Source organism: Brevibacterium sp. 50QC2O2 (assembly GCF_024580675.1).
Taxonomy (GTDB): Bacteria; Actinomycetota; Actinomycetes; order Actinomycetales; family Brevibacteriaceae; genus Brevibacterium; species Brevibacterium moorei.
The window spans coordinates 61431-82859 of sequence record NZ_JANIJZ010000008.1 but is presented as its reverse complement, the minus strand read 5'-3'; the positions used below and the strand labels follow the sequence as shown (position 1 = coordinate 82859).

13 protein-coding genes are annotated in these 21429 nt (G+C 68.6%); 1 reads left to right on the top strand and 12 read right to left on the bottom strand.

The features are described from left to right. Nucleotides 1-57: 57 nt before the first annotated feature. From NQ038_RS08295 to NQ038_RS08240, 12 genes are all read right to left on the bottom strand, one after another. Nucleotides 58-2910, bottom strand: coding sequence for a hypothetical protein (locus NQ038_RS08295; protein WP_257062384.1), 2853 nt, complete (start codon nt 2908-2910; stop codon nt 58-60). Then, nucleotides 2910-6449 carry a tubulin-like doman-containing protein gene (locus NQ038_RS08290; RefSeq protein ID WP_257062383.1) on the bottom strand — a complete coding sequence of 1180 codons (3540 nt, stop codon included), beginning with the start codon at nt 6447-6449 and terminating at the stop codon, nt 2910-2912. Before NQ038_RS08290 ends, NQ038_RS08295 begins: the two co-directional genes overlap by 1 nt. An 85-nt stretch (nt 6450-6534) precedes the next feature. Continuing rightward, complete coding sequence (locus NQ038_RS15430) at nt 6535-9621, bottom strand: VWA domain-containing protein (RefSeq protein WP_306427855.1); 3087 nt, start codon at nt 9619-9621, stop codon at nt 6535-6537. A gap of 14 nt (nt 9622-9635) precedes the next feature. Beyond that, complete coding sequence (locus tag NQ038_RS08280) at nt 9636-10235, bottom strand: hypothetical protein (RefSeq protein ID WP_257062382.1); 600 nt, start codon at nt 10233-10235, stop codon at nt 9636-9638. A gap of 192 nt (nt 10236-10427) precedes the next feature. Then, nucleotides 10428-11531 (bottom strand): endonuclease domain-containing protein, encoded by a 1104-nt coding sequence (locus tag NQ038_RS08275; protein WP_257062381.1) that lies wholly within the window; start codon nt 11529-11531, stop codon nt 10428-10430. A gap of 302 nt (nt 11532-11833) precedes the next feature. After that, complete coding sequence (locus NQ038_RS08270; RefSeq protein WP_257062379.1) at nt 11834-13411, bottom strand: dihydrolipoamide acetyltransferase family protein; 1578 nt, start codon at nt 13409-13411, stop codon at nt 11834-11836. A 19-nt stretch (nt 13412-13430) separates the two neighbouring features. Next, a complete protein-coding gene (locus tag NQ038_RS08265) occupies nt 13431-14405 on the bottom strand; it encodes an alpha-ketoacid dehydrogenase subunit beta (RefSeq protein WP_373456795.1) in 975 nt (324 codons plus the stop codon). A 104-nt stretch (nt 14406-14509) separates the two neighbouring features. Then, a complete protein-coding gene (locus NQ038_RS08260) occupies nt 14510-15691 on the bottom strand; it encodes a thiamine pyrophosphate-dependent dehydrogenase E1 component subunit alpha (RefSeq protein WP_257062378.1) in 1182 nt (393 codons plus the stop codon). A 415-nt stretch (nt 15692-16106) separates the two neighbouring features. Beyond that, a complete protein-coding gene (locus tag NQ038_RS08255; protein ID WP_257049076.1) occupies nt 16107-16433 on the bottom strand; it encodes a hypothetical protein in 327 nt (108 codons plus the stop codon). A 379-nt stretch (nt 16434-16812) separates the two neighbouring features. Further along, a complete protein-coding gene (locus NQ038_RS08250) occupies nt 16813-18525 on the bottom strand; it encodes a hypothetical protein (protein WP_257062377.1) in 1713 nt (570 codons plus the stop codon). Then, nucleotides 18522-19331, bottom strand: coding sequence for a hypothetical protein (locus tag NQ038_RS08245; RefSeq protein WP_257062376.1), 810 nt, complete (start codon nt 19329-19331; stop codon nt 18522-18524). Before NQ038_RS08245 ends, NQ038_RS08250 begins: the two co-directional genes overlap by 4 nt. 69 nt (nt 19332-19400) lie before the next feature. Then, nucleotides 19401-19721, bottom strand: a complete 321-nt coding sequence (locus NQ038_RS08240; RefSeq protein WP_257062375.1) for a hypothetical protein — start codon at nt 19719-19721, stop codon at nt 19401-19403. Nucleotides 19722-19974: 253 nt separating this feature from the next. On the opposite strand from NQ038_RS08240, the gene purB reads away from it, so the two are divergent. After that, a complete protein-coding gene (gene purB, locus NQ038_RS08235; RefSeq protein ID WP_257062374.1) occupies nt 19975-21402 on the top strand; it encodes an adenylosuccinate lyase in 1428 nt (475 codons plus the stop codon). Nucleotides 21403-21429: the final 27 nt, after the last annotated feature.

The window sequence follows — 21429 nt, the reverse complement described above, 5'->3', positions numbered from 1 at the left end:
GCTTGAGTCCTCACGCTTCGGCTGGCGACGGATTTCACGGGGTGCTGGCTGTCCACGCTAGAAGGGCATGTCCCCGAACGGGTTGTCGTACTCCCCACCGCCGGGGGCCCGGGGCCCGGCTGGAGGTGCGGCGGGCGGATCGTTGGGAGGCCCCGCGGGAGGTGCGGCGGGCGGCTCCGCGGGGGCATCGGGCGCGGCCGCGGGGTTCACCGGCGGGGCCGCGGGACGGCTCTGTGCCACTTCCGGGTAGTCGCCCACATGGCTGCCGGGATCGCCCAGCGGGTTGAGCGCCCAGGCGCTGTCGGCGGCCCACTCGGGCATGTCCTCGACGTGCTGGGCGAAGCGCAGATCGTCGGGCCCCAGCGGCTGCGAGAGCTGCGTGTGCACGACGACGCGACCCAGTCCGGTGACCACACTGCGCATGAATTCGCCGTCCTCGGCCAGCCGGTGCAGGTCCGCGCTGGCCCCGGCGTCCGTCAGCACGGAATCGTCGAGCATCTCCGGCCGGCTGTAGTCGGAGCCGGTGGGCGTGCCGACGGCGCCGATGAAGTCCTCGGTGGGCTGCCGGCCCAGGTTCCCACTCAGGGACACGGTGCGCAGCAGGGTGGACCTGACCTGGTCCAGGCGCGGATTCGCCAAGCGCTGTCCGGCGTTGGCCCACCAGCCGGCGCTGAGCACCGGATCGGTGTCCTCGGTCAGCGCGCACTGCGCGACCCGCCCCAGGCTGCTGACCTCGGAATAGGAGGTCTCGTGGAACAACCGGCCCGCGTCCTCGGCGAGTACCGGATCGCCCAGGCCCGCGCGTTCGACGGTGCGGCCCAGGAAGGTCCGCCACTGGGCGTCCAACCACCCGACGGGGAACATCTCCGCGCGCAGGGTGGCGACGGCGGATTCGACGGCGGGACGGTCGACCACGAAGGAGGCCACCCCCGCGTTCAGCGGCAGATCGTCGAAGCCACCCTCGACCTTGGCGGTCCGGGGCCGGGCGGGGCCGAAGGGGCGGTGGACGAAGGCGCCCACCAGATCGGCCCAGCGCAGGTATTGGCCGTAGGCGTCGCCCAGGCGCGACAGGTCCCCCAGGGCCGCGGCCAGGTTCTGCCGATCCGCCTCCGCCTGGGCATCGGCTTGGGAGTTCCGGTGCATGATCGCGAACAGGGCGCGGCGGGTGTTCAGGAACTGTATGAGCGCCCCGCCCAGCCAGCCCAGGACGCTCAGGGCGAACAGGATCGCGAAGAGCCACCAGGCGAAGACCCCGATGAAGGACAGCAGCCCGAACAGCAGTGCGACGGATGTCATCACCCCGGTCAGGATGCGCATCTTGACCCGGGCGATGCGGTTCGTCTCCCCCAGTTCCCAGGCGCCGCCGTCGTCATCGGAGGCGGGCCGGCGGAAGGAGCGCAGGCGTTCGGCGACCTCGGCCTTGACCTCGTCCAAGGCGGTGGCCAGCGGTTCGCCCACCCGGTTGGTGAAGCTGGCCCGGTTCGTATTGAACCACTCGGTCATATCGCTGAACTGCCCGGCCGCATCCGAGGACACCCCGGAGCCCAGCGCCAGCTGCTGGATCTGGTTGCCCAGCTCATTGGCCTGCAGGATGTCAGCAGGCTGGACCGTCCGGGCGCCCAGCAGTCCGGCGGTCGCGCCCTGCAGGCGGAAGGGCTGCGCCGGGTCGCCGGCCAGTGCGCTGGGCCCGCGCACCACGGCGGTCCTGGTGCCCGCGTAGAGCGGCTGCAGGTCCTGCCCGCGGGTCTGGGCGTCGAGCATGGTGAAGGTGGTGTTGGTGTAACCGCGCCACAGCTCCGAGAGGTCCCGGTGCTGGGTCTGGCCGTTGCCGGTCAGCCGCTGTTCGAGGTTCTCCGCCGCCTGCACGGCGTCCTGCCAGTGAGCGGGATTGCCATTGGCGTCGATCCCGTCGACGACCACCGAATAGGCGGAGTCCCCGCTGCCGAACACCGCGCGCTGAACCGTTTGGGCGACGGCCGCCTTGCCCGAGCGCAGCAGGGCCTTGGCCCAGTTCGCCGGTGCCCCGCGCAGGGCCGCGAACAGGAATTGGAAGAAGTACTTCAGTGCCGCGCCCGCGGTGATCTTCTCCTGGTCCGGCACCTGGGGGGCCACCCGGTTGCGTGCGAGCACCCAGGAGTGTTTGCGCCACAGCGCGCTCGACGCCTGGTCCACGGCGGCCTGTTCGTTCTCCACCGCGACGCTTAGGTTCCCGCTCTCATTGGGCAGCGGATAGCCCTCGGAGACGTCGAACAGGCGATCGTGCAGACCGTCCTCAACGGCGGTGGCATCCACTCCGCGGTAGAAGGAGCGCGACAGCCGGGCCCGGTAGCCGGTGGCGGCAGCGGGGACTTCGTCCAGGGCCGAGGCCTCCACCCCCGTGTACAGGGCCGCGAGCGCGGCGAGCTGGCTGGCCAGGTGCGGATAGACCTCCCGCGGCGCCGCGGCGTCCACGGGGCCCGCGCCGATCCCGGGCCCGCGGGAGTCGCTGGCTGCGACGATCGCGTCGACCCAGCCGCTGGAGGACCCCAGGTCGACGGATTCCTCGGCTGCCTCCTCGGCATAGAGCACGCGCAGGGCCTCGACGGCGGTCCCGCCGAATTCCTGGGCCGCCAGCCAGCGCAGTTCGTCTCCGACCCGGGTGACCAGGGAGAACTCCCCGTCCACGGCGCGGGTCAGGGCCACCACGCGAATGGTCCGGTACTGGCGCAGGCCGGCCAGGCGGGACACCTGGACCAGGTCCTTGCGCCCGGCGCTGATCCCGAAGGCCGGCCACTGGCCGTTCTGCGCCTCGGCCGGAACCCAGACGAAGTCGGAGACCAGGCCGCCGGCGGACCAGTCGCGCAGGGTCTCGCGCACCCCCAGCAGGGCCGCGGGTGCGACGATGAGTGTCAGATCGTTGTCGGTGCTCATCAGAACGGCCCCTCGAGTCCTTCGGGCATGTTCCAGGCGCCGCCCGGCTGGGAACCGGATTCGGCGGCCTCGGCATCGGCCTTGGCCTCCTCGAGGACTCCCAGCAGCCCCTGGGTGACCTGGACGATGTCCGGGACCAGATCGCAGAAGATCGGCGTGAGCGCGCCCTGTGCCCGATTGGCCACGGCCACCACGGCGCCGCCCGGATGGCCCTGGTCCAGTTTGCCCGCGGCGAATCCCTGCACGGTCTCCAGGAACTGCCCGGCATTGCGGTAGCGCTCCTCCAGGGTGGGGGCCTGTGCCCGGCTGGGCATCCCCGAGGGGGTCTCGCCGGTGCGCAGCCAGTCCGCCAGCTGGTCGCGGGCGGCCAGTGTCAACAGGCCCGAGCGCGGCTCCTCCGGGGTGTTGTCGAAGATCCCTCGCAACACCCGGTAGGGCTTCAGGGAGGACAGCACCGGGGTCTGATGGGCGTTGCTGATCGCCAACAGCACCGATTCCAACACCGCGGGCAGCCAGTCGAAGCTCTGGCCGACGAACTCCGCCGGTGGGGTCAGCAGCGGATTGGGGAAGGACAGCCACTGGCCGGTCTCCCGGTCGTAGATCTGCACGGGCCGGTTGAGATTGCGCTGATCGGGGATCTGCAGCTGTCCGGTCAGCTGGGCCACATACCAGCCGGCGATCATCGCACACCGCTCGGCGTCCGCCATCGGCAGGGACGCCGGCAGCGGTCGGGCCCTCCTGAACTCCCAGAACTCGCGACGCAGGCCGGGCGAGCTGGCCTGGGACCAGGCGGTGGACACCGGTTGCAGGATCCCGTCGAAGACCAGCGGGGACAGATTGCCGAAGCTGCCGAACACGTCGATGTGGGTGATGCCGCTGGCGTCCTGCCCGGAGGCCACCGCATTGGAGAAGATCTCCTCGGTCTCCCTGGACACCGATGACTTGTCCGCCAGCGCCTTCTGCAGGTCGTCGGCCAGCGCCTGGTCGGAGCCGAAGGGCACAGCGGAGAAGGTGTAGCGGTAGTCCACGCTCTTATCCGTGTGGACCTGGGAGACTACGTCCGGATGCACGCTGCCCAGTGGCAGGGCACGGGTGAGCGTCTGCCGGAACTTCGAGCGCAGATCGGACCGGCGCCGGTCGACCTCGACCGGGGACACGCTGTCGTTGCCCAGCACGTAGTTCTCCAGCGACAGTGAGCAGTAGTCGTCGAAGACCTCATTGGGCCGGTTGATGAACTTCAGGGCGCGCTGGCGCAGCTCCGCGGGCCCGATGTGCAGTTCGTAGGCGGGCACCTTGGGCGTCAGGCGTTCCCCCGTATGCGGGTTCAGCGGGAGCACCGCCGGCTGCCAGTCGCTGGAGACCCCCAGCAGGCCGCCGGGTGCCTTGGCGCCCTCGGCGGTCTTCCACCGCCCGGAGATGACATAGCCCGCGGTCAGGGTCTTCGCATTCTCCAGGGCCACCACCTGGCCCTGCGGCACGTCCGGGATGGATCGGGGAAGATGTTCGGTGTAGAGGCCGTCGAACTCCGCTGCCGGGGTCAACAGGACCTCGTTGTGGGCGGTGGCGAAGCGTTCGGGGACCTGCTTGTCGTCATCCGATGGCCAGGCTGCGTAGATATCGGTCTCCACCGTGGACATGCCGACCTTCTGAGCGGATTCGCGCACTCCCACGTCCAGCGACTCGATCGCGCGTTCGACCGCGCGGCCCAGGTGGCTGAGCACCTCATTGGGCACTGCGGCCAGGATCTGCTGCAGATAGCCGCTGGCCACGATCTCGCCCAACTGCGCCACCCCGGCATGGACGATGCGCACCAGGTTCTGTTCGATCAGGCCATTGGTGTTCAGCGTCTGCGAACCCATCGCGCCGACCTGCTGATTGATCTGCTGGGGCAGGGTGTTCAGGGTGGGCCTAGGCGCCTGGGACAGGCTGCTCAGCTGCGGAACCACGGTGCCGGAGAGATACGATTCGAGCTGGCGGAGCAGTTCACGGGCATAGGGCAGGCCGAAGGTCGACACCGAGGTCTCCACCGCACCGGCCAGGCGGCGCTCGAAGGTGTGCGCCCAGTCGAAGGCCCAGCGGTAGACCACGCGGTCGGTCCGCTGGCCCATATCCGGGCCGGTGCGCTGCATGTGTCCGGCCATCACGGCCAGCCACTGGTTGCCCGGCATCCCGGTTGCCGGTGCCATATTCGCCTCGAAGCCGGAGGTCTGCACGACCTCCTGGGACCAGGCGTTCGTCTGCACCTGGCCGATCGAGGAACGCAGCCACGTCACCAGCCCGGCCGGGGTGGTCGCCTGCTGGCGGTCCGGCAGGCCCATTTCACGCAGGAAGTAATCCCACTGGGATTCCACCAGGGCGCGCAGCTGTTCGGTGCTGCCCTGCTGATTGCCGGCCTGCAGATGTCCTTCGCGCAGGCGGTCCACCGCGGTCCGGGCCATCCGCTGAGCGGCGTAGTGCCGGTAGCGATCGCGGCCCAGGGACAGCCGGCCGAAGCCGAATGTGCCCCAGGACAGGTCCTGCCGGTTCTTCGCGCCCCACCCCAGATAGGTGCCGTTGGCCGCGGTGTCCGAAGACGGATTGCCCAGGTAGAAGGCCTGGAAGTTCCCCGAGGCCCGGCCGGAGACCATGAGTGCCGCCAGGCCGCGGGCCAGGCCGCGGTACAACCCGGTCTGCGAGCCGTCGCCGAACCTCGCCCTTTCCAGACCCTGGTACTTACTCACGGGGAAGACGCGTGCGAAGGGCGGCTGGCCCGTGGAGTTCACGTGCTGGCCCAGCGCCTCGAGCGTGCGCACGTCGTGCGGTTCGGCAGCGGTGGTCTGGGCCGCGACGATCTCGCCCAACATGCCCAGGGCGTTGGGCTTCACCCCGCTCAGGTTGTCCGGGAAGATATCCGAGGTGTACATGAAGACGCCGGTTTGGCTGGAGAGCACGCCGTTGGTCTGGGCCAGCAACCGGCATACGTCCAGGGCCATCGAGGCGCCGGCGCCGCCGGCCATGGACGATACGACGAAGACCATGGTGGGCGAGGCGGGGTCGAAGCTGCCCGCACCCGGCAGCTTGGCCGCGACCTCCTGCATCTGCGAGGTGGCCTCATCGGTGTTGAGCTGGTCGATCGCGTATTGCAGGCCCTTGAACACCTCCTGCGACCGGTTGAGCGTGATGATCCGGCCCACTGCGCGCATCTGGCCTGCGCCGGTGACCAGTGGGACGGTTACCTTGCGTGGATCGCGCGGGGCCCAGGTGACGAAGTCCGCCAGGTCCCCGGTGCGCATGAGCTTCTGGGTCACCGCGTTGTCCAGGACCGGATAGGAACCGGACGATGGCGCGGTTCCGATGTAGCGGCCGCCCTGATCGGCGACATTGCCGATCCCCTTGATCTTGGTATCGGCGGCCACCGGCACGTCCACGTGGACGAACTGCCAGCCGGCGGGCAGGCTGTCGAAGCCATAGGGCAGGAGTTCGGACTTCAGGTGGTCCATCAGCCGGGCCAGGGTCTCTCCACCCGAACCACCACAGCCGACAACGAGGAACTTGAACATCTCTAGCCTTTCGGATCCGGGTGGATAACGTCGAGGTGCACCCCGGGGTGCGTCTTAGGGGCCGCGTGTGGGCGCGGGGTGGGCATCACCATGAGGCGTCTCCCCACGGGTTCTGCTGCCCGGGTTGATTGCCCGGTTGCGGAGGCGTGCCGGGCTGTGGAGGCGTGCCCGGCTGCGACGGGTTGCCGGGAGCCTGTGGCGGGCGCGCCGGCGGTTGCGGGGGCGCGGGCGGCTGCGGCGGTGCGCTCGGCTGTCCCGGCGGAGTGCCCTGACCCGGCTGTGGCCAGGGCGCCGCACCGCCGGATACGGCGGTCTGCACGAACGGGTCGGTCTGCGCGAACGGATTGTCCTGCGGGCCCGCCGGCCCGCTCTGGGCCCAGGGGTTGTTCGGATCGGTGCCACCACCGGCTGCGGCCTGCGCCTCGGCGGGCAGGGAGGCGTAGAGGTCGTGGGCCTCGCGATTGATCTGGGCCTCCAACTCCTGCCGCTTGGCATCCGGCCAGCTCGCCGGCAGCAGCACCAGCAGCTCGGCGGTGTCCGCCGGCGCACCCGCCGTGCGCAGCAGCAGCCACTGACCGTGCACCGCCAGGGGCAGGCGTGCGGGCGACTTGCCCGGCGCCGAGGCCGCCGCGGTGTACGTGCCCTCTGGGACCTCGACCGCGGTGTAGCCCACGCCCAGGGGCGAGGCGCCGATCCGGGTCCGCAGGGTCACGCCGGCCGCGTCGAGCTGCCTGGCCCCCTGCGGGTCCACGGGCACGGTGCCGCGCAGATCCGCGGCGCTGAAGGCGAAGCGGGAGCCCTCGCGCTGGACCTCGGTTGCGGTGATCTGCACGGGCGCGCGCACCACCACCAGGGGCTGTGCCGGGATCCGGGCGCCCAGCCACTTGATGAGGTACATGAGCGCCAGCGGGATGCCGGGGCCCAGGACCAGGGCACACACGAGCACCAGCCAGAAGTTCACCAGGTTCAGCGGCTTGCTGATGCCGGCGCTGAAGGAGACCTCGACGGGGGTCGGATCGCCCTTGCCGTCAGCCGGTGCCAGCATCACGGTGAAGGTGCCGGAGACCGTGCCGTTGCCGGTCTGATCCGACTTCAGGTCCACGGGGAGTTCGTTCCCACCGGAGACGCAGGAGTCCTTACCATTGGCCTGGGCACCGACCTGCGCGCCGGTGAGTTCCTCGGGGGCCGCGGCGATGTTCGTCTTGCCCGGTTCGACCCAGGCACAGCCCTCGCCGGTCACCGGCAGGGCCGCATGCAAGTCGACACTGCCCTCGGCCTGGCCGAAGTCCACCTTGGTGGGCACCGACGGGTAGTTCGCCGGGGCCTGCACGTTGACGTCCTGGGTCACCGCGACCACGCCCAGCTTGGTGCCGGCCACGGTCTTGCCCTTGTTCGCGGGATCGGGGGCCGAAGCCGTGGTCAGGGCCAGGGACATCTGCAGGTGGCCCGCACCGGTCGGCGCGTCCTGCATCGGCCAGGTATAGGTCTTCGAGCCCAGGTCTGCGAACTTCGCGGTCTGCGCCAGGGTGTGGGGCACCGACTTGGCATCGGTGAACACCGCGGAGAAGGTACCGGTCCCGCGGATGTCGGAGGCGGATACGGGCTTGCCGTCGCGGTCGGAGAACCCGAAGCTCACATCGGACAGGTCCTGGCCGGAACGGAATTCCGCCTTGGTGGGGTCGGGGAACTTCTTCGAGTGCCAGACCGGCTTGAGCGCCGGTTCGATGTGCAGGTTCGAATGGCTCTGTGCGTTATTGGCCGAATCGTCCTCGGCCACGAAGGCGAAGCGCCACACGCCCACCTGTTTGCCATCCGCGCCGTCGAGCTTGAACGACAGGCTGGTGCCCTCGGAGGTGTCCCACTCGTAGTGCAGGCGGTTGCCGCTGACGGTGATGTCCTTGGCAGAATCGGCCTGGTCGAGCTTCACGTTCTTGCCGTCGGGGCCCATGATGATGGCGCCCACGTGGTCGTTGTCCACGGTGGCGAAGGCGTCGACCTGCGGGGTGCTGGCGTCGAGCACGAACTGGTGGGACTGCTTGGTGCAGAACTTGCCGTCGGCGCACACGCCCTTGTCCTGGCGGACCACGGTGGAGCCCAGGCCGGAGATTTTGTCGAAGGCCAGTAGTAGGTCGTCGATGTCATCGGCCAGGTAGAAGTCGCCCGGTCGGGGGTCGACGAGTTTGCCGCAGGTCTGTCCGCCTGAGTCCTTGCCCTCGACGATCGAGCGCATCAAATCGAAGGTCTTGCCGTCCTTGCCCAGGCCGACGCCGAACATCGCGATCTTGGCCGAGCGCACCTGGTCGGCCAGGCCGCCGGAGCGGCAGATGTCCTTCTGCGCGGCTGCTTCCGCCGCCTTGACGCCCTTGTCGGTCTTGAGGTCGGCGTCCTTGGCGTAGGCCTTGCGCTTGCCGTATTTGGAGGCGGTGGCCGCGTCGCGCTGCTGGATGTCCATTTCGCCGTCGGAGAGCCAGACGATCGCCTGGCAGTGCGCGTTCTTGCCGCCGGCCGGGTTGTCCGAGCTGTCCTTCCCGGCGTCCTTCTCATCCGCCGAGGTCCGTTCGGCCAGCTGCTTGTGCGCCGAATCCAGCGCGGTCCAGTAGTCGGTGTCGATGCCGTCGGTGCGCTTGTCCAGGTCCTGAACGGAGTTGCTCATCGATTCCGCGTCGGCCCGGCCGTTGATCCGGGTCCAATCGCGTTCCCGCTGGTAGTCGTGGGCGAAGGTGCTCAGCGCGACGTTGAGTTCCGTCTTCGGGTCGTCGGCCAGCCGGTCGAGCAGCTTCAGCGTGGCCTTGACGCGCGTGTTCTTCGGGTCGGTGTCGCGCAGGCTGCCCGATGAGTCCATCAGCAGCAGCAGATCGGCCTTGCCGCCGCCGGCCACGCAGGCGCCGAACTGTTCGGGCAGGGGCAGGGCGTCCTTGTCATCGGTTGCGCTGTCCGCCGCCGAGGTGCCTGATGCACCGTCGACCGAGGTGTTCATCGGGTGGGCGGGGGCGGCGTTCGCGGTGGCGGGGTTGGCCGGTGTCGCCGGGGATGCGGCGGGGGCGGCGGCCTCCGGTGCGCTTGCGGTGGCAGCGTTCGCGGCCGTGCCCAGACTGCTCAGGCCCAGCAGCAGTGCCGAGGCCGCCAGCAGCCGGGTGGTCTTGCCCGCCAGAGTGCTCAGGCGTCTGCCCATGACTGGTCTTCCCATCACATCCGTCCGATCCAGAAGGCGGTGAACAGCGCCGTCACGATGATTCCCACTACCGCGATCCCCGCGGCAGTCCAGTACAGGGGACCTGCCAGGGGCTTGAAGGCGTAGAGGCCCGAGGCCCGGTTGCGCGTGTCCACCGCGCTGAACCGACCCAGGGTCAGCAGGGCGCCGGGCCCGGCCAGCAACCAGCCGATGGGCGCCAACCAATTCCAGGGCAGCAGCGCCAGGACGATCCCGACGACGGCCAGGCCCGCGGAGATGTAGAGGAGGACCAGTGGGGGCCCGGCGAAGCTGAAGTCCTGGTCGAAAGCGCCGCCCTGGGGATGCTGGGCGGAGAAGGGGGAATCGGGGGTCTGCGGGGTAGCGCCCTGTTGGGTAGAGCCCTGTTGGCCGAAGGGGTTCTGCCCTGCGGGTACTTGACCGACAGGGCTCTGGGCTCCTGGGCTCTGCGCTCCTGGGCCCTGGCCGGCGGATCCGGGGCCGAAGGGCGATTGGCCCGGTGCCGCAGGATTACCGGCGCTCTGTCCGAAGGGCGCGGCGGCTCCCGGCCAGCTCCCCTGCGAGCCGTGCTGATTGTGGTCGAACGGAGATGTCACGCCGCATCATCCTTCCATTGTGAACACTCTCACTCACCCTACTCAGCGCTTATCCAGCTCCGCAAATCCTTTCCATCCCGTAATTCAGGGATACCTACGTCTGTTGCGGGCCGCCCATCAGTGGACCCTCTATTTCAGATTCCACTGTTCGTACGGTGGATTCTGAAACAATCGCTCCAATGATTTCCGGGTTCACACCAGCACGCCGACTCGGCGCAATTTGGCGCGCAATCCCCTGCCGGACCCCTCAGACCGCAGGGCACCAGGGGCGCCGAATCGCCGGGCACCCGGCCCTGCACCCGGTCCTGCGGCCAGGCCCGCGACATCGGCCCATTCGACGCGGACCACACGGTAGTAGCGCTGCAGATAATCCTGACCGTACTTCTCTCGACGGATGTCATCCTGATCTGTGTATTTGGACCAGCCGTCGGCCTCGACGATGAGGCCCAGGGACTCGATGAGGAAATCCACCCGGTAATGGTTCCACCCGTTGTCAGCGACGAAGACGATCTGCTGGACGAAGTCGTGAATGCCCAGCCGGTGCAGGGCCAGCGCGGTCAGACTCTCCAAGGGGGATTCCGCCAGACCGCTGGCCCAATCCGCCAGCCGGCGGGCCCGCTTCATCCCGTAGGTGCCGGCCAGGTCCTCCAGCATGCCAAGGACCTCGTGCAACCGGGCCCTGCGGTTGGCGAAGTCCTCATGGTGCCGAGCCCGCAGTCCCGGATACCCGACGCCGGCTTGGGGCACCGCCACGGGCGGCCGCCAGTTCGCGTAGAGCTGCGGGTACCGGTGCAGGACGCCGGCCTCAGGATCGGAGCGCCCGCCGATGTAGGCGTCTGCGGCGATGAAGCCCTGCAGTGGGTCCGCGTCGCGCAGCAGGTCCGCCACTGTCCAGATGGGATTGGTCATCGGGATGCCGAGCAGGTCGATGCAGGAACTGTGCACGAAGTCCTCCGGAACCTGGCGCTTGCGTCTTTGCAATCGCGTCGTCGACGCAGCCGGGCGCACCGGATCGGATATGGAGATGCGTTCCAGGTGACCGTCCGCCAGCGGAATGCGCTGGGCGGCGGCAGCGGAATAGTGGCTGAGCACCTGGCCGTCGAGCAGCCCGTACTCTGCGAGACGTCCCAAGTGGTGTTTGGTCCTCTGCTCATAGACCAACGCCCTGGCCTGCTGCTCGCTGAGTTCGGGACTCTCCAGGAGTTCCGGAGCATCGATCCAAGCCTGGAAGGGCGCATGACGCGGATCGGCACAGGCCCGGACGACTGCGAACGTTCCAGACGCCACAGTCCTCATGCAGCACCTCGCCGCCGAGTAGATGTCCCGCACCCCGAACTGTGCATTGATAAGCGTTTGACGCGATACGACGTTATACATGAAACGATCGTGGCAACAATGGACGATCATTGAAAGAGGATGATGTTCACCTGTGGATAACGTGATTTCCATCCACAGGTGGGTGACCTGGAGTGAGGGCGCCCACAAGTCATGTTGCTGTCTGTTTCAGATTCCACTGTTTAAACAGTGGAATCTGAAACAGACAGCAACAAGTTGCGAGCAGCCCGAACGGAACCGAATTAGCCCGGCCCGGCCCGGCCCTACAGCAGCATGATGCGCGGGTCCTCGACGGCCCGGCCCAGATCGGCCAGGAACTTCGAGATGACCTCGCCGTCGACCAGCCGGTGATCCGCCGACACCGCCAGGGTGGTGACCTCGCGGACGGCCAACTGCCCATCGACCACCCAGGGCTTCTGCTTGATCGCCCCGAAGGCCACGATCGCGGCCTCACCGGGGTTGATGATCGGGGTGCCCGTGTCCACGCCGAACACGCCCACATTGGTGATCGTGATCGTGCCGCCGGCCTGCGCCGCGGGAGTCGTCCTGCCCTCACGCGCCGTGTTCGTCAGCGCGCGCAGCTCGCGGGCCAGGTCCTCCAGGCCCAGTGCGTCCGCGCGCTTGATGTTCGGCACGATCAGCCCGCGCGGGGTCGCCGCGGCGATGCCCAAGTTGATGTAGTGCTTGATGAGGATGTCATCGCCGTCGAAGCACGAGTTGATCCGCGGATTGCGCAGCGCCGCCCAGATGACGGCGCGTGCGACGACCAGCAGCGGCGTGACCTTGACGCCCTCGCCCAGGACCTTGCCGGCCTTGAGCGTGCGGACGAAGTCCATCGTGCCCGTGGCATCGACCTCGAGGAATTCCGTGACGTGGGGCGCGGTGAACGCCGAGGTCGCCATCGCCTGCGCCATGAACTTCGTGACGCCCTTGAACGGCATGCGCTCCTGCAGCTCGGCCGGGTTCGCATCGCGCGCGGCGCTCTGGCCGACGGCCGGTCCGCCCACCGTGGCCGAGGCCCCAGCCGCTCCCGCTGTTCCTGCGCCCGCCGCGGCAACCGGCCCGGAGGTCGCGCCCGCAGCGCCGCCTGCCAGGAAGGCTTCGAAGTCGGCCCGGGTGACCTCGCCATGGGCGCCGGTCGGGGTGATCAGCGACAGGTCGACGCCCGCGTCCTTGGCGGCCTTGCGCACCGGCGGCTTGGCCAGCGGCCGAGACCCGGTGGACCCTGCAGCCGTGGCCGAGGTCCCCGCCGGGTTCTGCGCGAGTGCCTGGCTCTGCGCGCCGGCAGCCGGTAAAGCCGCGGCGAGCGGAGCGGCAGCAGCAGGTGCGGCTGCGCCGGCCGACACCGCGGTCGCAGCACCAGCGACAGGGGCGCCCGCCTTGCGGGGCCTGCGCTTCTTGGAACCGGCCTTGGAACCGTAGCCCACCAGATTGGGGCCGTCTCCGGCTTCGGCCGGCGCCACTGCCGCCGCTCCGGCTGCGGTGCCGGGCGCCGCACCAGCGGCCGCCCCGACCACGGCGGCGGCCGTGACTGCAGCGGAACCGGCGGGGGCCTCGGCGCCGGTAGTGCCGGCGGTACCGGATCCACCGGGGGCCGCACCGGTCCCGCCGTCGAATTCGACGATGGGGGTGCCGACCTCGACGGTCTGGCCCTCGTTCACCAGCAGCCCGGTGATCACGCCCGCCTGCGGGCTGGGCAGTTCGACCAGCGATTTGGCCGTCTCGATTTCAACCAGCACCTGGTTGACCGTCACGGTATCGCCCGGGGCGACCTTCCATGCGACGATGTCGGCCTCGGTCAGTCCCTCGCCCACATCGGGCAGCGCGAAAAGAGTGCTCATATTCCCTCTACCCTCCGAATCAGTAGGCCAGTGCCCGGTCGACGCCGTGCAGGACCCGGTCCAGGTCGGGCAGGTAATTCTCCTCCAGCTTGGATCCGGGGTAGGGAGTGTGGAAGCCGCCCACGCGGATGACGGGGGCCTCCAGGTGGTAGAAGCAGCGTTCGGTGATGCGCGCGGCAATCTCCGAGCCCAGGCCCAAGAACACAGCACCCTCGTGCAGAACCACCAGGCGGCCGGTCTTCTTCACCGAGGCCTCGATGGTGGCGAAGTCGATGGGGTTGAGGCTGCGCAGGTCGATCAGTTCGACGCTGGTGCCCTCTTCGCGCGCGGCGGCCACTGCGTCCTGCGCCTGCGGCATGGTGGGTCCGTAGGCCACCAGGGTGACGTCGGTGCCGGGGCTGACCACCTGGGCGTGCCAGCCGTCCAGACCGCGATTCGCCCTGTCGACTTCGCCCTTGAGCCAGTAACGGCGCTTGGGTTCGAAGAACATGACCGGGTCGGGGCTGGCAATGGCCTCCTGGATCATCCAGTAGGCGTCGTGCGCGTTCGACGGGCTGATGATCTTCAGTCCTGCGTGGTGGGCGAAGACGGTCTCCGGGGATTCCGAGTGGTGTTCGGGGGACCCGATGCCGCCGCCGAAGGGCACGCGGATGACCACCGGCATCTTCTCGGCGCCGCGGGTGCGATTGTGCAGTTTGGCCAGCTGGGTGACGATCTGGCTGTATGCGGGATAGATGAAGGCGTCGAACTGGATTTCAATGACGGGCTTGTAGCCGCGGACCGCCATGCCGATCGAGGTGCCGACGATGCCGGCCTCCGCCAGCGGGGAGTCGATGACGCGGTGATCGCCGAAGTCCTTCTGCAGGCCCTCGGTCACGCGGAACACGCCGCCCAGCTTGCCGACGTCCTCACCGATCAGCAGGACCTTGGGGTCGTTTTCCAGCGCCTTGCGCAGGCCGGCGGTGATGCCCTTGGACAGGGGCATCGTGGTGATGTCGGGCTCGTGGCCGTTGGCCCTGGCCGCGATTCCCAGGGCCGAGGCCCCCGCCGGGTTGACTGCAGCAGGTTCCGTTGCAGCCGGGGTAGTTGCGGTGGTGGTCATCGGGCGTCAGCCTCCAGGTCCTCGGCGAAGCCGTCGAGGTAGGCCATGTACTCCCGCTTCTCCTCTTCGATCAGTGGGTGGGGTTCTTCGAACACGTAGTCGAAGATGTCGCTCACCGGCGGTTTGGGCATGGCCATAACGGCCTCGCGGATGTGGGCGGCCAGGGCGTCGGCCTCGCGTTCGACCGAGGCGAAGAAGTCTGCAAGTTCGGCTGCGGCGGCCGGGGACCGGTGGACCGCCTCGGTCTCCAGGTAGGTCTTGAAGCGCACGATCGGGTCCTTGGCGGCCCACGATTCCGTCAGCGCGTCCGACCGGTACTTGGTCGGGTCGTCGGCGGTGGTGTGGGCGCCCATCCGGTAGGTGAAGGCCTCCAGCAGGCGGGGGCCATTGCCCGCGCGGATGTCGTCCAGGTTCGCTTTGGCCACGGCGTACATCGCCAGGATGTCGTTGCCGTCCACGCGGGTGCCGGGCACGCCGAACCCGGTGCCGCGGGTGAACAGAGGCGCGTTCATCTCCACCGAGTTCGGTTCGGAGATGGCCCACTGGTTGTTCTGGATGAAGAACAGGGTGGGGGCGTGGAAGGTCGAGGCGAAGTTCAGGGCCTCGGACACCTCGCCCTGGCTGGTGGCACCGTCGCCACAGCAGGCGATGGCCACCGCGTCGCGGTCCGGGTCGCCGGTGCCCACGTCCCCGTCCAGCGAGATGCCCATGGCGTAGCCGGTGGCCTGCAGCATCTGGGCGCCGATGACGATCGTGTAGGTGTGGAAGTTGTAGGCCTGCGGGTCCCAGCCGGCGTGGTTCTGCCCGCGGTACATCTCGAAGATCGTCTCCGGGCGCAGCCCGCGGCACCAGGCCAGGCCGTGTTCACGGTAGGTGGGGAAGACGAAGTCCTGATTGCGCATCGCGTGGCCCAGGCCGATCTGGGCGGCCTCCTGGCCCAGCAGTGGCGCCCAGAGGCCCAGCTGACCCTGGCGCTGCAGAGCATTGCCCTCCGCATCGACCCGGCGGATCAGCGCCATATCGCGGTAGAGTCCGCGCAGGTCCGCGTCCGTTAAGTCCGCGACGTAGCGTTCGTACGAACCGCCGTCGACTCGCTGACCTTCCGGGGTGAGCATCTGAACCATCGTCGGGTCGTGATCCAATATGGACTCCTTCGTCCCGATCATGTTCGATGTCATACCGTTCTCCTCACGTAGGGATGGCGTCTGGTTTGCAGCCACCATCGGATGGGGTGGGCGCCGTAGCCTGTGGGCCGACGTCCTGGTTATGCATGTCACATATTGATACAGATTAACGCACCAGGCCCCTCGGCGGCCACCGGTGGGCGATAGTTCCCCACACCGTCCGATTACCGGGTTCTACCCTACTTTTGTAGGACGTTGGATTATTTTTCCGAACAGCCGGGAAGTGGCCCCTTTGTGAGCCCGAACAATCGTTCGGGAAAACCCCCGGAAAACGGTTCTGACCAGAGCGCGCGAGTACCAACCCGGGTACCGTTGCGGGTACCGTTGCGGGTACCGTTGCGGGTACCGTTTCCGGCCCCGGCGGCCCCGCTTCCCCGGGCCCGAGGCCGCCGCTGACCGGGTGCCCATCTCACCCCGCCCGGCGGTCGCGCGCAACCTGTGCCACAACAGCCAAGCGGATGTACTCCGACAGGCTCATACCCCGCCCCCTCGCAACATCGTGTACTGCTTCATCCAACGCTTCCGGCGCCCGCACCTTCCACGTCTTCGTGGTCGCCGCCTTACTGCCCGCCGAAAGCCTCGGACGCCCCATCGACACCCAGACCGCGTCTTCGACACTCAGCTCAGGGGCAATACGAGAGCCGTCACGATGGACCGCATCCCCTAAGGGCTTGAGTTCGCCCGCTTGGGCCGCATCAGCCAGAGCGCCGAAAAACTCATCCTCATTCTCTACCATCGGCCTTTGCCTTCCTTTCCTACAGAGCGTCGGACGTCTCATCTGTCCGAGCACCTCTACCTCAAATGTCGATAGAGGTCCGATAGTTCCATGACATGGAATATGACTATGTCAGCACCCAAAACACTGGCTACAACTTCTATGTACCGCTCGGTTTGCGAATGCGGGTGCCCGACGAACACTCGGGTAGGCAGGCTCTTTGCACTAGCAACGGACTCTGTCCCGGTGCTGTGAATCATCGCGTAAATCGCATCCTCATGAGCGATCCCATGGCGGTCAGCACTCGTGGTGAATTGGATGCCCATTGGCACTCCTCACTCGTCCTCAGTCTCCCAAAAGTCGGGCCACAAAACAAGGCCTACAGTTTTCAGCTACCACCTCACCCCGGGGTGCGGACGGCTTCGTAGTCGCGGGTGGCCACGCGCTCGCCGGTGAAGAAGTCACCCATGTCCTCCTCCCAGTCGGCCAGATCCTGTTGGCCCGCCTCCTGCAGGCGTTCCAGCGAGCGCTCGTACTCATCCCGGCTGTGTGAGCTCCCCGGGTCCCCGGCGGCCTCCCCGTCACGCTCGACCGTCAGTGTCGTCCAGTTCGCCGCGTCCGGATTCCGATCCCCGTCCAGGTTCGGCACGATGTCATCGGAGTGTTCGACGGCCAGCACCTTGGCATCGGCCGGTGCGAAGTCCGAGGTGGGCGATCCGGCCGTGAGCACCCCGCGCACGTCGTAGTCCCCGGCGAACTCCGGATCCGAGGCCAGGGACTGCGCGATGATCCCGCCTTGGGAGAAGCCGGTGAGCAGGATCTGGTCGTCGCGGCCGGCGCCCGAATCCCGCAGCGCGGTGCGCACCGCTTTGTGCATCGCGGTGTCGCGGCCCAGGACTCCCTGCGCGTTCGTCTTCAGGTCGGAGCCGGCCCGGGCCGGGCGCGCGCTCCATTCCGTGGTGCCCGGCAGGTAGACGATGAAGCGCTTGCGCCCGTCGGCCCCGCGGTACTCCTCGACGCGCACACGCCCGTTGTCCACGCCCTCGGGGTTCGTCGCACGGGACCGGTTGAATAGTTCCCGCGCGTTCCCCGGTGCCCGGGTCCCGCCGGCGCCCGTTGCCCCGCCGGCTCCCCCGGCTGAGGCCGGACCTGCAGCGCCCGAGGCCGGACCTGCACCCGCTATCCGGCCCACTCCGCTCCCACCGACTACCGCGCCCGCTGCGATGCCCGCGGCTGCCCCGACCCCCGCGGCATCCACCATGGCCCCGGCGCGGCTGTCCTCGTAGACCTTGTCGACCCGGACCCCGGTGTCTCCCAGCAGACCCATCCGGCGCGCGGTGGCCACTGCGAGCGCGGTCAGTGTGCGCGAGTCGTGTGGCAGGATCCCGCCGGGGCCTCCGTCGGGCCCCAGTTCCACGCCCGGCGGCAGTCCCACGAAGCCGTTGACGAAGCCTGGCAGGAGGTTCTCGATGAGGGTCCGGGTGGTGCCAGGATGTCGGGCCGCTGTGTCGCGCAGCCAGATCCCGGCAACGCCTCCGACGGGTTCCAGGCCCTTGCCCGTAGCCCCGACCACGGCTCCCACTCCCTTTGCCCCTACACGGATCAGGGACTTCGCCACCTCCGGTTCGAACGTCCCGCCCACGAACGACAGTCCGGTGATGACGGCCCCTGCGGCCATCCCGATGCCGATCCCGCCGACCACCAACGGCACCGCCAGGTTGATCCCCACCACCGGCAGGACGACTCTAGCGGCGTGCCCGGCCAGATTCCCCAGACCCCGCAGCGCCCGGTCGATCAGGCCGTCGACCAGGGACTCCGCATCCCGATAGGCTCGGGCGGTCAGGCGTAGGGAACCTGCCAGGGAAACGAAGTCCGCCGCCAGGCCGGCACTGTGCGCGGTGAAGGTGGCCTTGGCCGCCTGGACCCTGGCGAAGGTGCCCGGCGAGGCGATCGCGCTGAGGTCCTCCAAGGGGTTCAGGTCGGCCCAGGCGGCGCGCCCCGCCAGCCCGGACAGTTCGGAGGCCACATCGCCCAGGAGGTCCGCCACGGCGTCCAGGTCATCGAGCCGGGCACTGACCGATCCGGCGCCGCCTCTGACCTGTACCCAGCTCATTGCCACGCACTCCCCGGCCCCGGTTCGCCCCACGTGGCAGACCGCCCATCGGCCGCACTCCCCCGCTGACCGGGCCGGCCGCCCTGCTCCACTCTCCGTCCCCGCCAGTGGGCGAAGCGCGTGAGGTCCTCGGAGAGCTGCCTGCGCAGCTCTCCGGCGAAGGCGGAACCGGACGGAATGAACTCGACGGCCAATGACAGTCCATGGGGACAGTCATCGCAGCCGTGGACGATCAGCGGCTCCAATTCGAAATCGGCGGCCAGAACCGAGACCGCGGAACCGCCCACAGGCCGCTGTCCCCACTGCGGTGCGGCCCGCGCCGGTTCCTCCCAGGGCGGGTCGTCGTAGAAGGCCCGTGGGTTCAGGGATGCGACCCGGTCCTGGTCCGCATCCGGGTCGATCACCACCAGGCAGCCGCTAATGGTGGCGCTTTCGGCCTCTCGGCCCAGCTCGTCGATCAGTCCAGCCACCACGGCGGGCAGTTCGGCCAGACCGCAGCTGCGCAGCACCAGCAGGCTGCCCAGATCTGCGTCCTCGACCCCATGTGCGGAGGCGAAAGCGCTGGGAATCCGGTCGATGGTGCCGTGGATGCCGGCCCGGTTGCCGCTGATCACGATCATCAACTCCAACCAGTCCGCATCGGTCATCAACCGCAGCGGAATGTAGGCTTCCGGTTCGGCCAGGCATTGGGCCAACACCTTCAGATCGCCGCCCAGTTGCGCTGCGGCCCGAGCGGCTTCTTCCCGCGCGGCTTCGTCCGGGACTGCCTCGGCCCCTCCCACGTTCATATCGTCGATGTCCCTCATGTCCGGTTCCTCTCCTGTCCAACACCGGCCCCCGGTCCTTCCGGGGCGCCTGTTCTGCTCGATTCCGCCCTAGACGCCGTACCCGCCGGCACGATCCGGCCCACTGGAACCACCTGGCCCGCCCGGCAGCCCCGGTGCCATCACCGTCAAAGGCCCCGCCGCCGCAACCGCGGCGATGTGTGCGTCGTAGGCGGCTGCGACCTCGGAGGCGGCGTCGGCCAGGCGGTGCAGCCGCTCCAGACGATTGCCCACAGATTCCCGGTAGTGCTCGGCTGCGCGCGAGCGCCATTGCACGTGCCCGGCGCTCAGGGCCCGGCCCGCCAGGTCGTGCGCCTGGATCACCAGCGAGCGCCAGCTGTCCCTGGCCGCTTCCAGATGTGTCGTGTCCATGCACCCACTGAAGCCCGCCGGCCTCGGGCGCGGAAGCCCCTGAAACCGTCCTGTGGACAACCGCGCGGCGTCCACAGCCGGCGGACGCGGCACTCGCCCGGCCATGCACAGGCAGATGACGCGTCGGTCACCTCGCCCGGCGCACCCGCCCGGCGGCCCGAGCCGACGGCCCCGCACGGCAACCCGAGCCCGGCGACCCCCCACACCCGCCCACGCAGGTCGCCTACCGGCCCCGGCATGAGAACATAGAGCCATGACTCGTGTGACTCTTGCCCAGTTGGAACCCGCCATCGCCCTCGGCCCCCTGGATGGCCGCTACCGCAAGGACGCTGCTCCCCTGGTGGACTATCTGTCCGAGGCGGCGCTCAACCGCGACCGCATCCATGTGGAGGTCGAATGGTTCATCCACCTGAATGAACAGGGTGTTGTACCGGGGGTGCGCGCGCTGCTCGACGATGAGAAGCAGCAGCTGCGCGACTGGGCCGAGGCCTTCGACGCGGAGACGATCGCCCAGCTGGCGACCTTCGAAGCGGTCACCGTCCACGACGTCAAGGCCGTCGAATACGCGATCAAGGAAGCGCTGAGCCAGATCGGCGCGGACGACCTGAGCGAACTGGTGCACTTCTGCTGCACCTCCGAGGACATCAACAACCTGTCCTACGCCCTGGGCATCAAGGGCGCGGTGCAGGACGTCTGGCTGCCGGCGGCGGCCAAGCTGATCGACCAGCTGGCCGCGATGGCCGATGAGCTGGCCGAAACCCCCATGCTGGCGCACACGCACGGGCAGCCGGCCACGCCCACCACGATGGGCAAGGAGATCGCGGTGACGCTGCGCCGCCTGGCCCGCCAGCACGCGCGCATCGCCGGGACCGAATTCCTGGGCAAGATCAACGGCGCCACCGGCACCTACGCCGCCCACGTGGTGGCAGCCCCCGGCGTGGACTGGCCGGCGGTGGCGAAGTCCTTCGTCGAGGACAAGCTGGGCCTGACCTTCAACCTGCTGACCACGCAGATCGAGTCGCACGACTGGCAGGCGGAGCTGTACGCGGATGTGGCCCGGTTCAACCGGATCGCCCACAACCTGGCCACGGACATGTGGACCTACATCTCCATGAACTACTTCAAGCAGATCCCGGTCGAGGGCGCCACCGGCTCCTCAACGATGCCGCACAAGGTCAACCCGATCCGCTTCGAGAACGCCGAGGCGAACCTGGAGATCAGCTGCTCGCTACTGGACACGCTGGGCGAGACCCTGGTGACCAGCCGGATGCAGCGCGACCTGACCGATTCGACCACGCAGCGCAACATCGGCGTGGCCTTCGGGCATTCGCTGCTGGCGCTGAACAACCTGGTCAAGGGCCTGGTCCGCCTGGACATCAACACGGCCGCGCTGGATGCGGACCTGGACCACAACTGGGAGGTGCTGGCCGAGGCGATCCAGTCGGTCATGCGCGCGGCCTTCCTCAAGGGCGTGCCCGGAATGGACAATCCCTACGAGAAGCTCAAGGAGCTCACGCGCGGCCACCGGGTCGATCAGGCGGAGCTGCAGTCCTTCGTGGCGGGCCTGGGCCTGCCGGACGAGGACGCAGCGCGGCTGGCGGCACTCACGCCGGCCACCTACATCGGGGTCGCCGCCGACCTTGCCAGGGCCGAGGTCGCGGCCTGGAGGGCGCGCGCCTGACACAGGGTACGACTCGGGTCCGGCGGA

Bases quoted from the DNA above. Each gene is read 5' to 3' on its own strand.
- NQ038_RS08295 (WP_257062384.1), bottom strand. From the start codon at position 2,910: ATGAGCACCGACAACGATCTGACACTCATCGTCGCACCCGCGGCCCTG.
- NQ038_RS08290 (WP_257062383.1), bottom strand. From the start codon at position 6,449: ATGTTCAAGTTCCTCGTTGTCGGCTGTGGTGGTTCGGGTGGAGAGACC.
- NQ038_RS15430 (WP_306427855.1), bottom strand. From the start codon at position 9,621: ATGGGCAGACGCCTGAGCACTCTGGCGGGCAAGACCACCCGGCTGCTG.
- NQ038_RS08275 (WP_257062381.1), bottom strand. From the start codon at position 11,531: ATGAGGACTGTGGCGTCTGGAACGTTCGCAGTCGTCCGGGCCTGTGCC.
- NQ038_RS08270 (WP_257062379.1), bottom strand. From the start codon at position 13,411: ATGAGCACTCTTTTCGCGCTGCCCGATGTGGGCGAGGGACTGACCGAG.
- NQ038_RS08260 (WP_257062378.1), bottom strand. From the start codon at position 15,691: ATGACATCGAACATGATCGGGACGAAGGAGTCCATATTGGATCACGAC.
- NQ038_RS08255 (WP_257049076.1), bottom strand. From the start codon at position 16,433: ATGGTAGAGAATGAGGATGAGTTTTTCGGCGCTCTGGCTGATGCGGCC.
- NQ038_RS08250 (WP_257062377.1), bottom strand. From the start codon at position 18,525: ATGAGCTGGGTACAGGTCAGAGGCGGCGCCGGATCGGTCAGTGCCCGG.
- NQ038_RS08245 (WP_257062376.1), bottom strand. From the start codon at position 19,331: ATGAGGGACATCGACGATATGAACGTGGGAGGGGCCGAGGCAGTCCCG.
- NQ038_RS08240 (WP_257062375.1), bottom strand. From the start codon at position 19,721: ATGGACACGACACATCTGGAAGCGGCCAGGGACAGCTGGCGCTCGCTG.
- purB (WP_257062374.1), top strand. From the start codon at position 19,975: ATGACTCGTGTGACTCTTGCCCAGTTGGAACCCGCCATCGCCCTCGGC.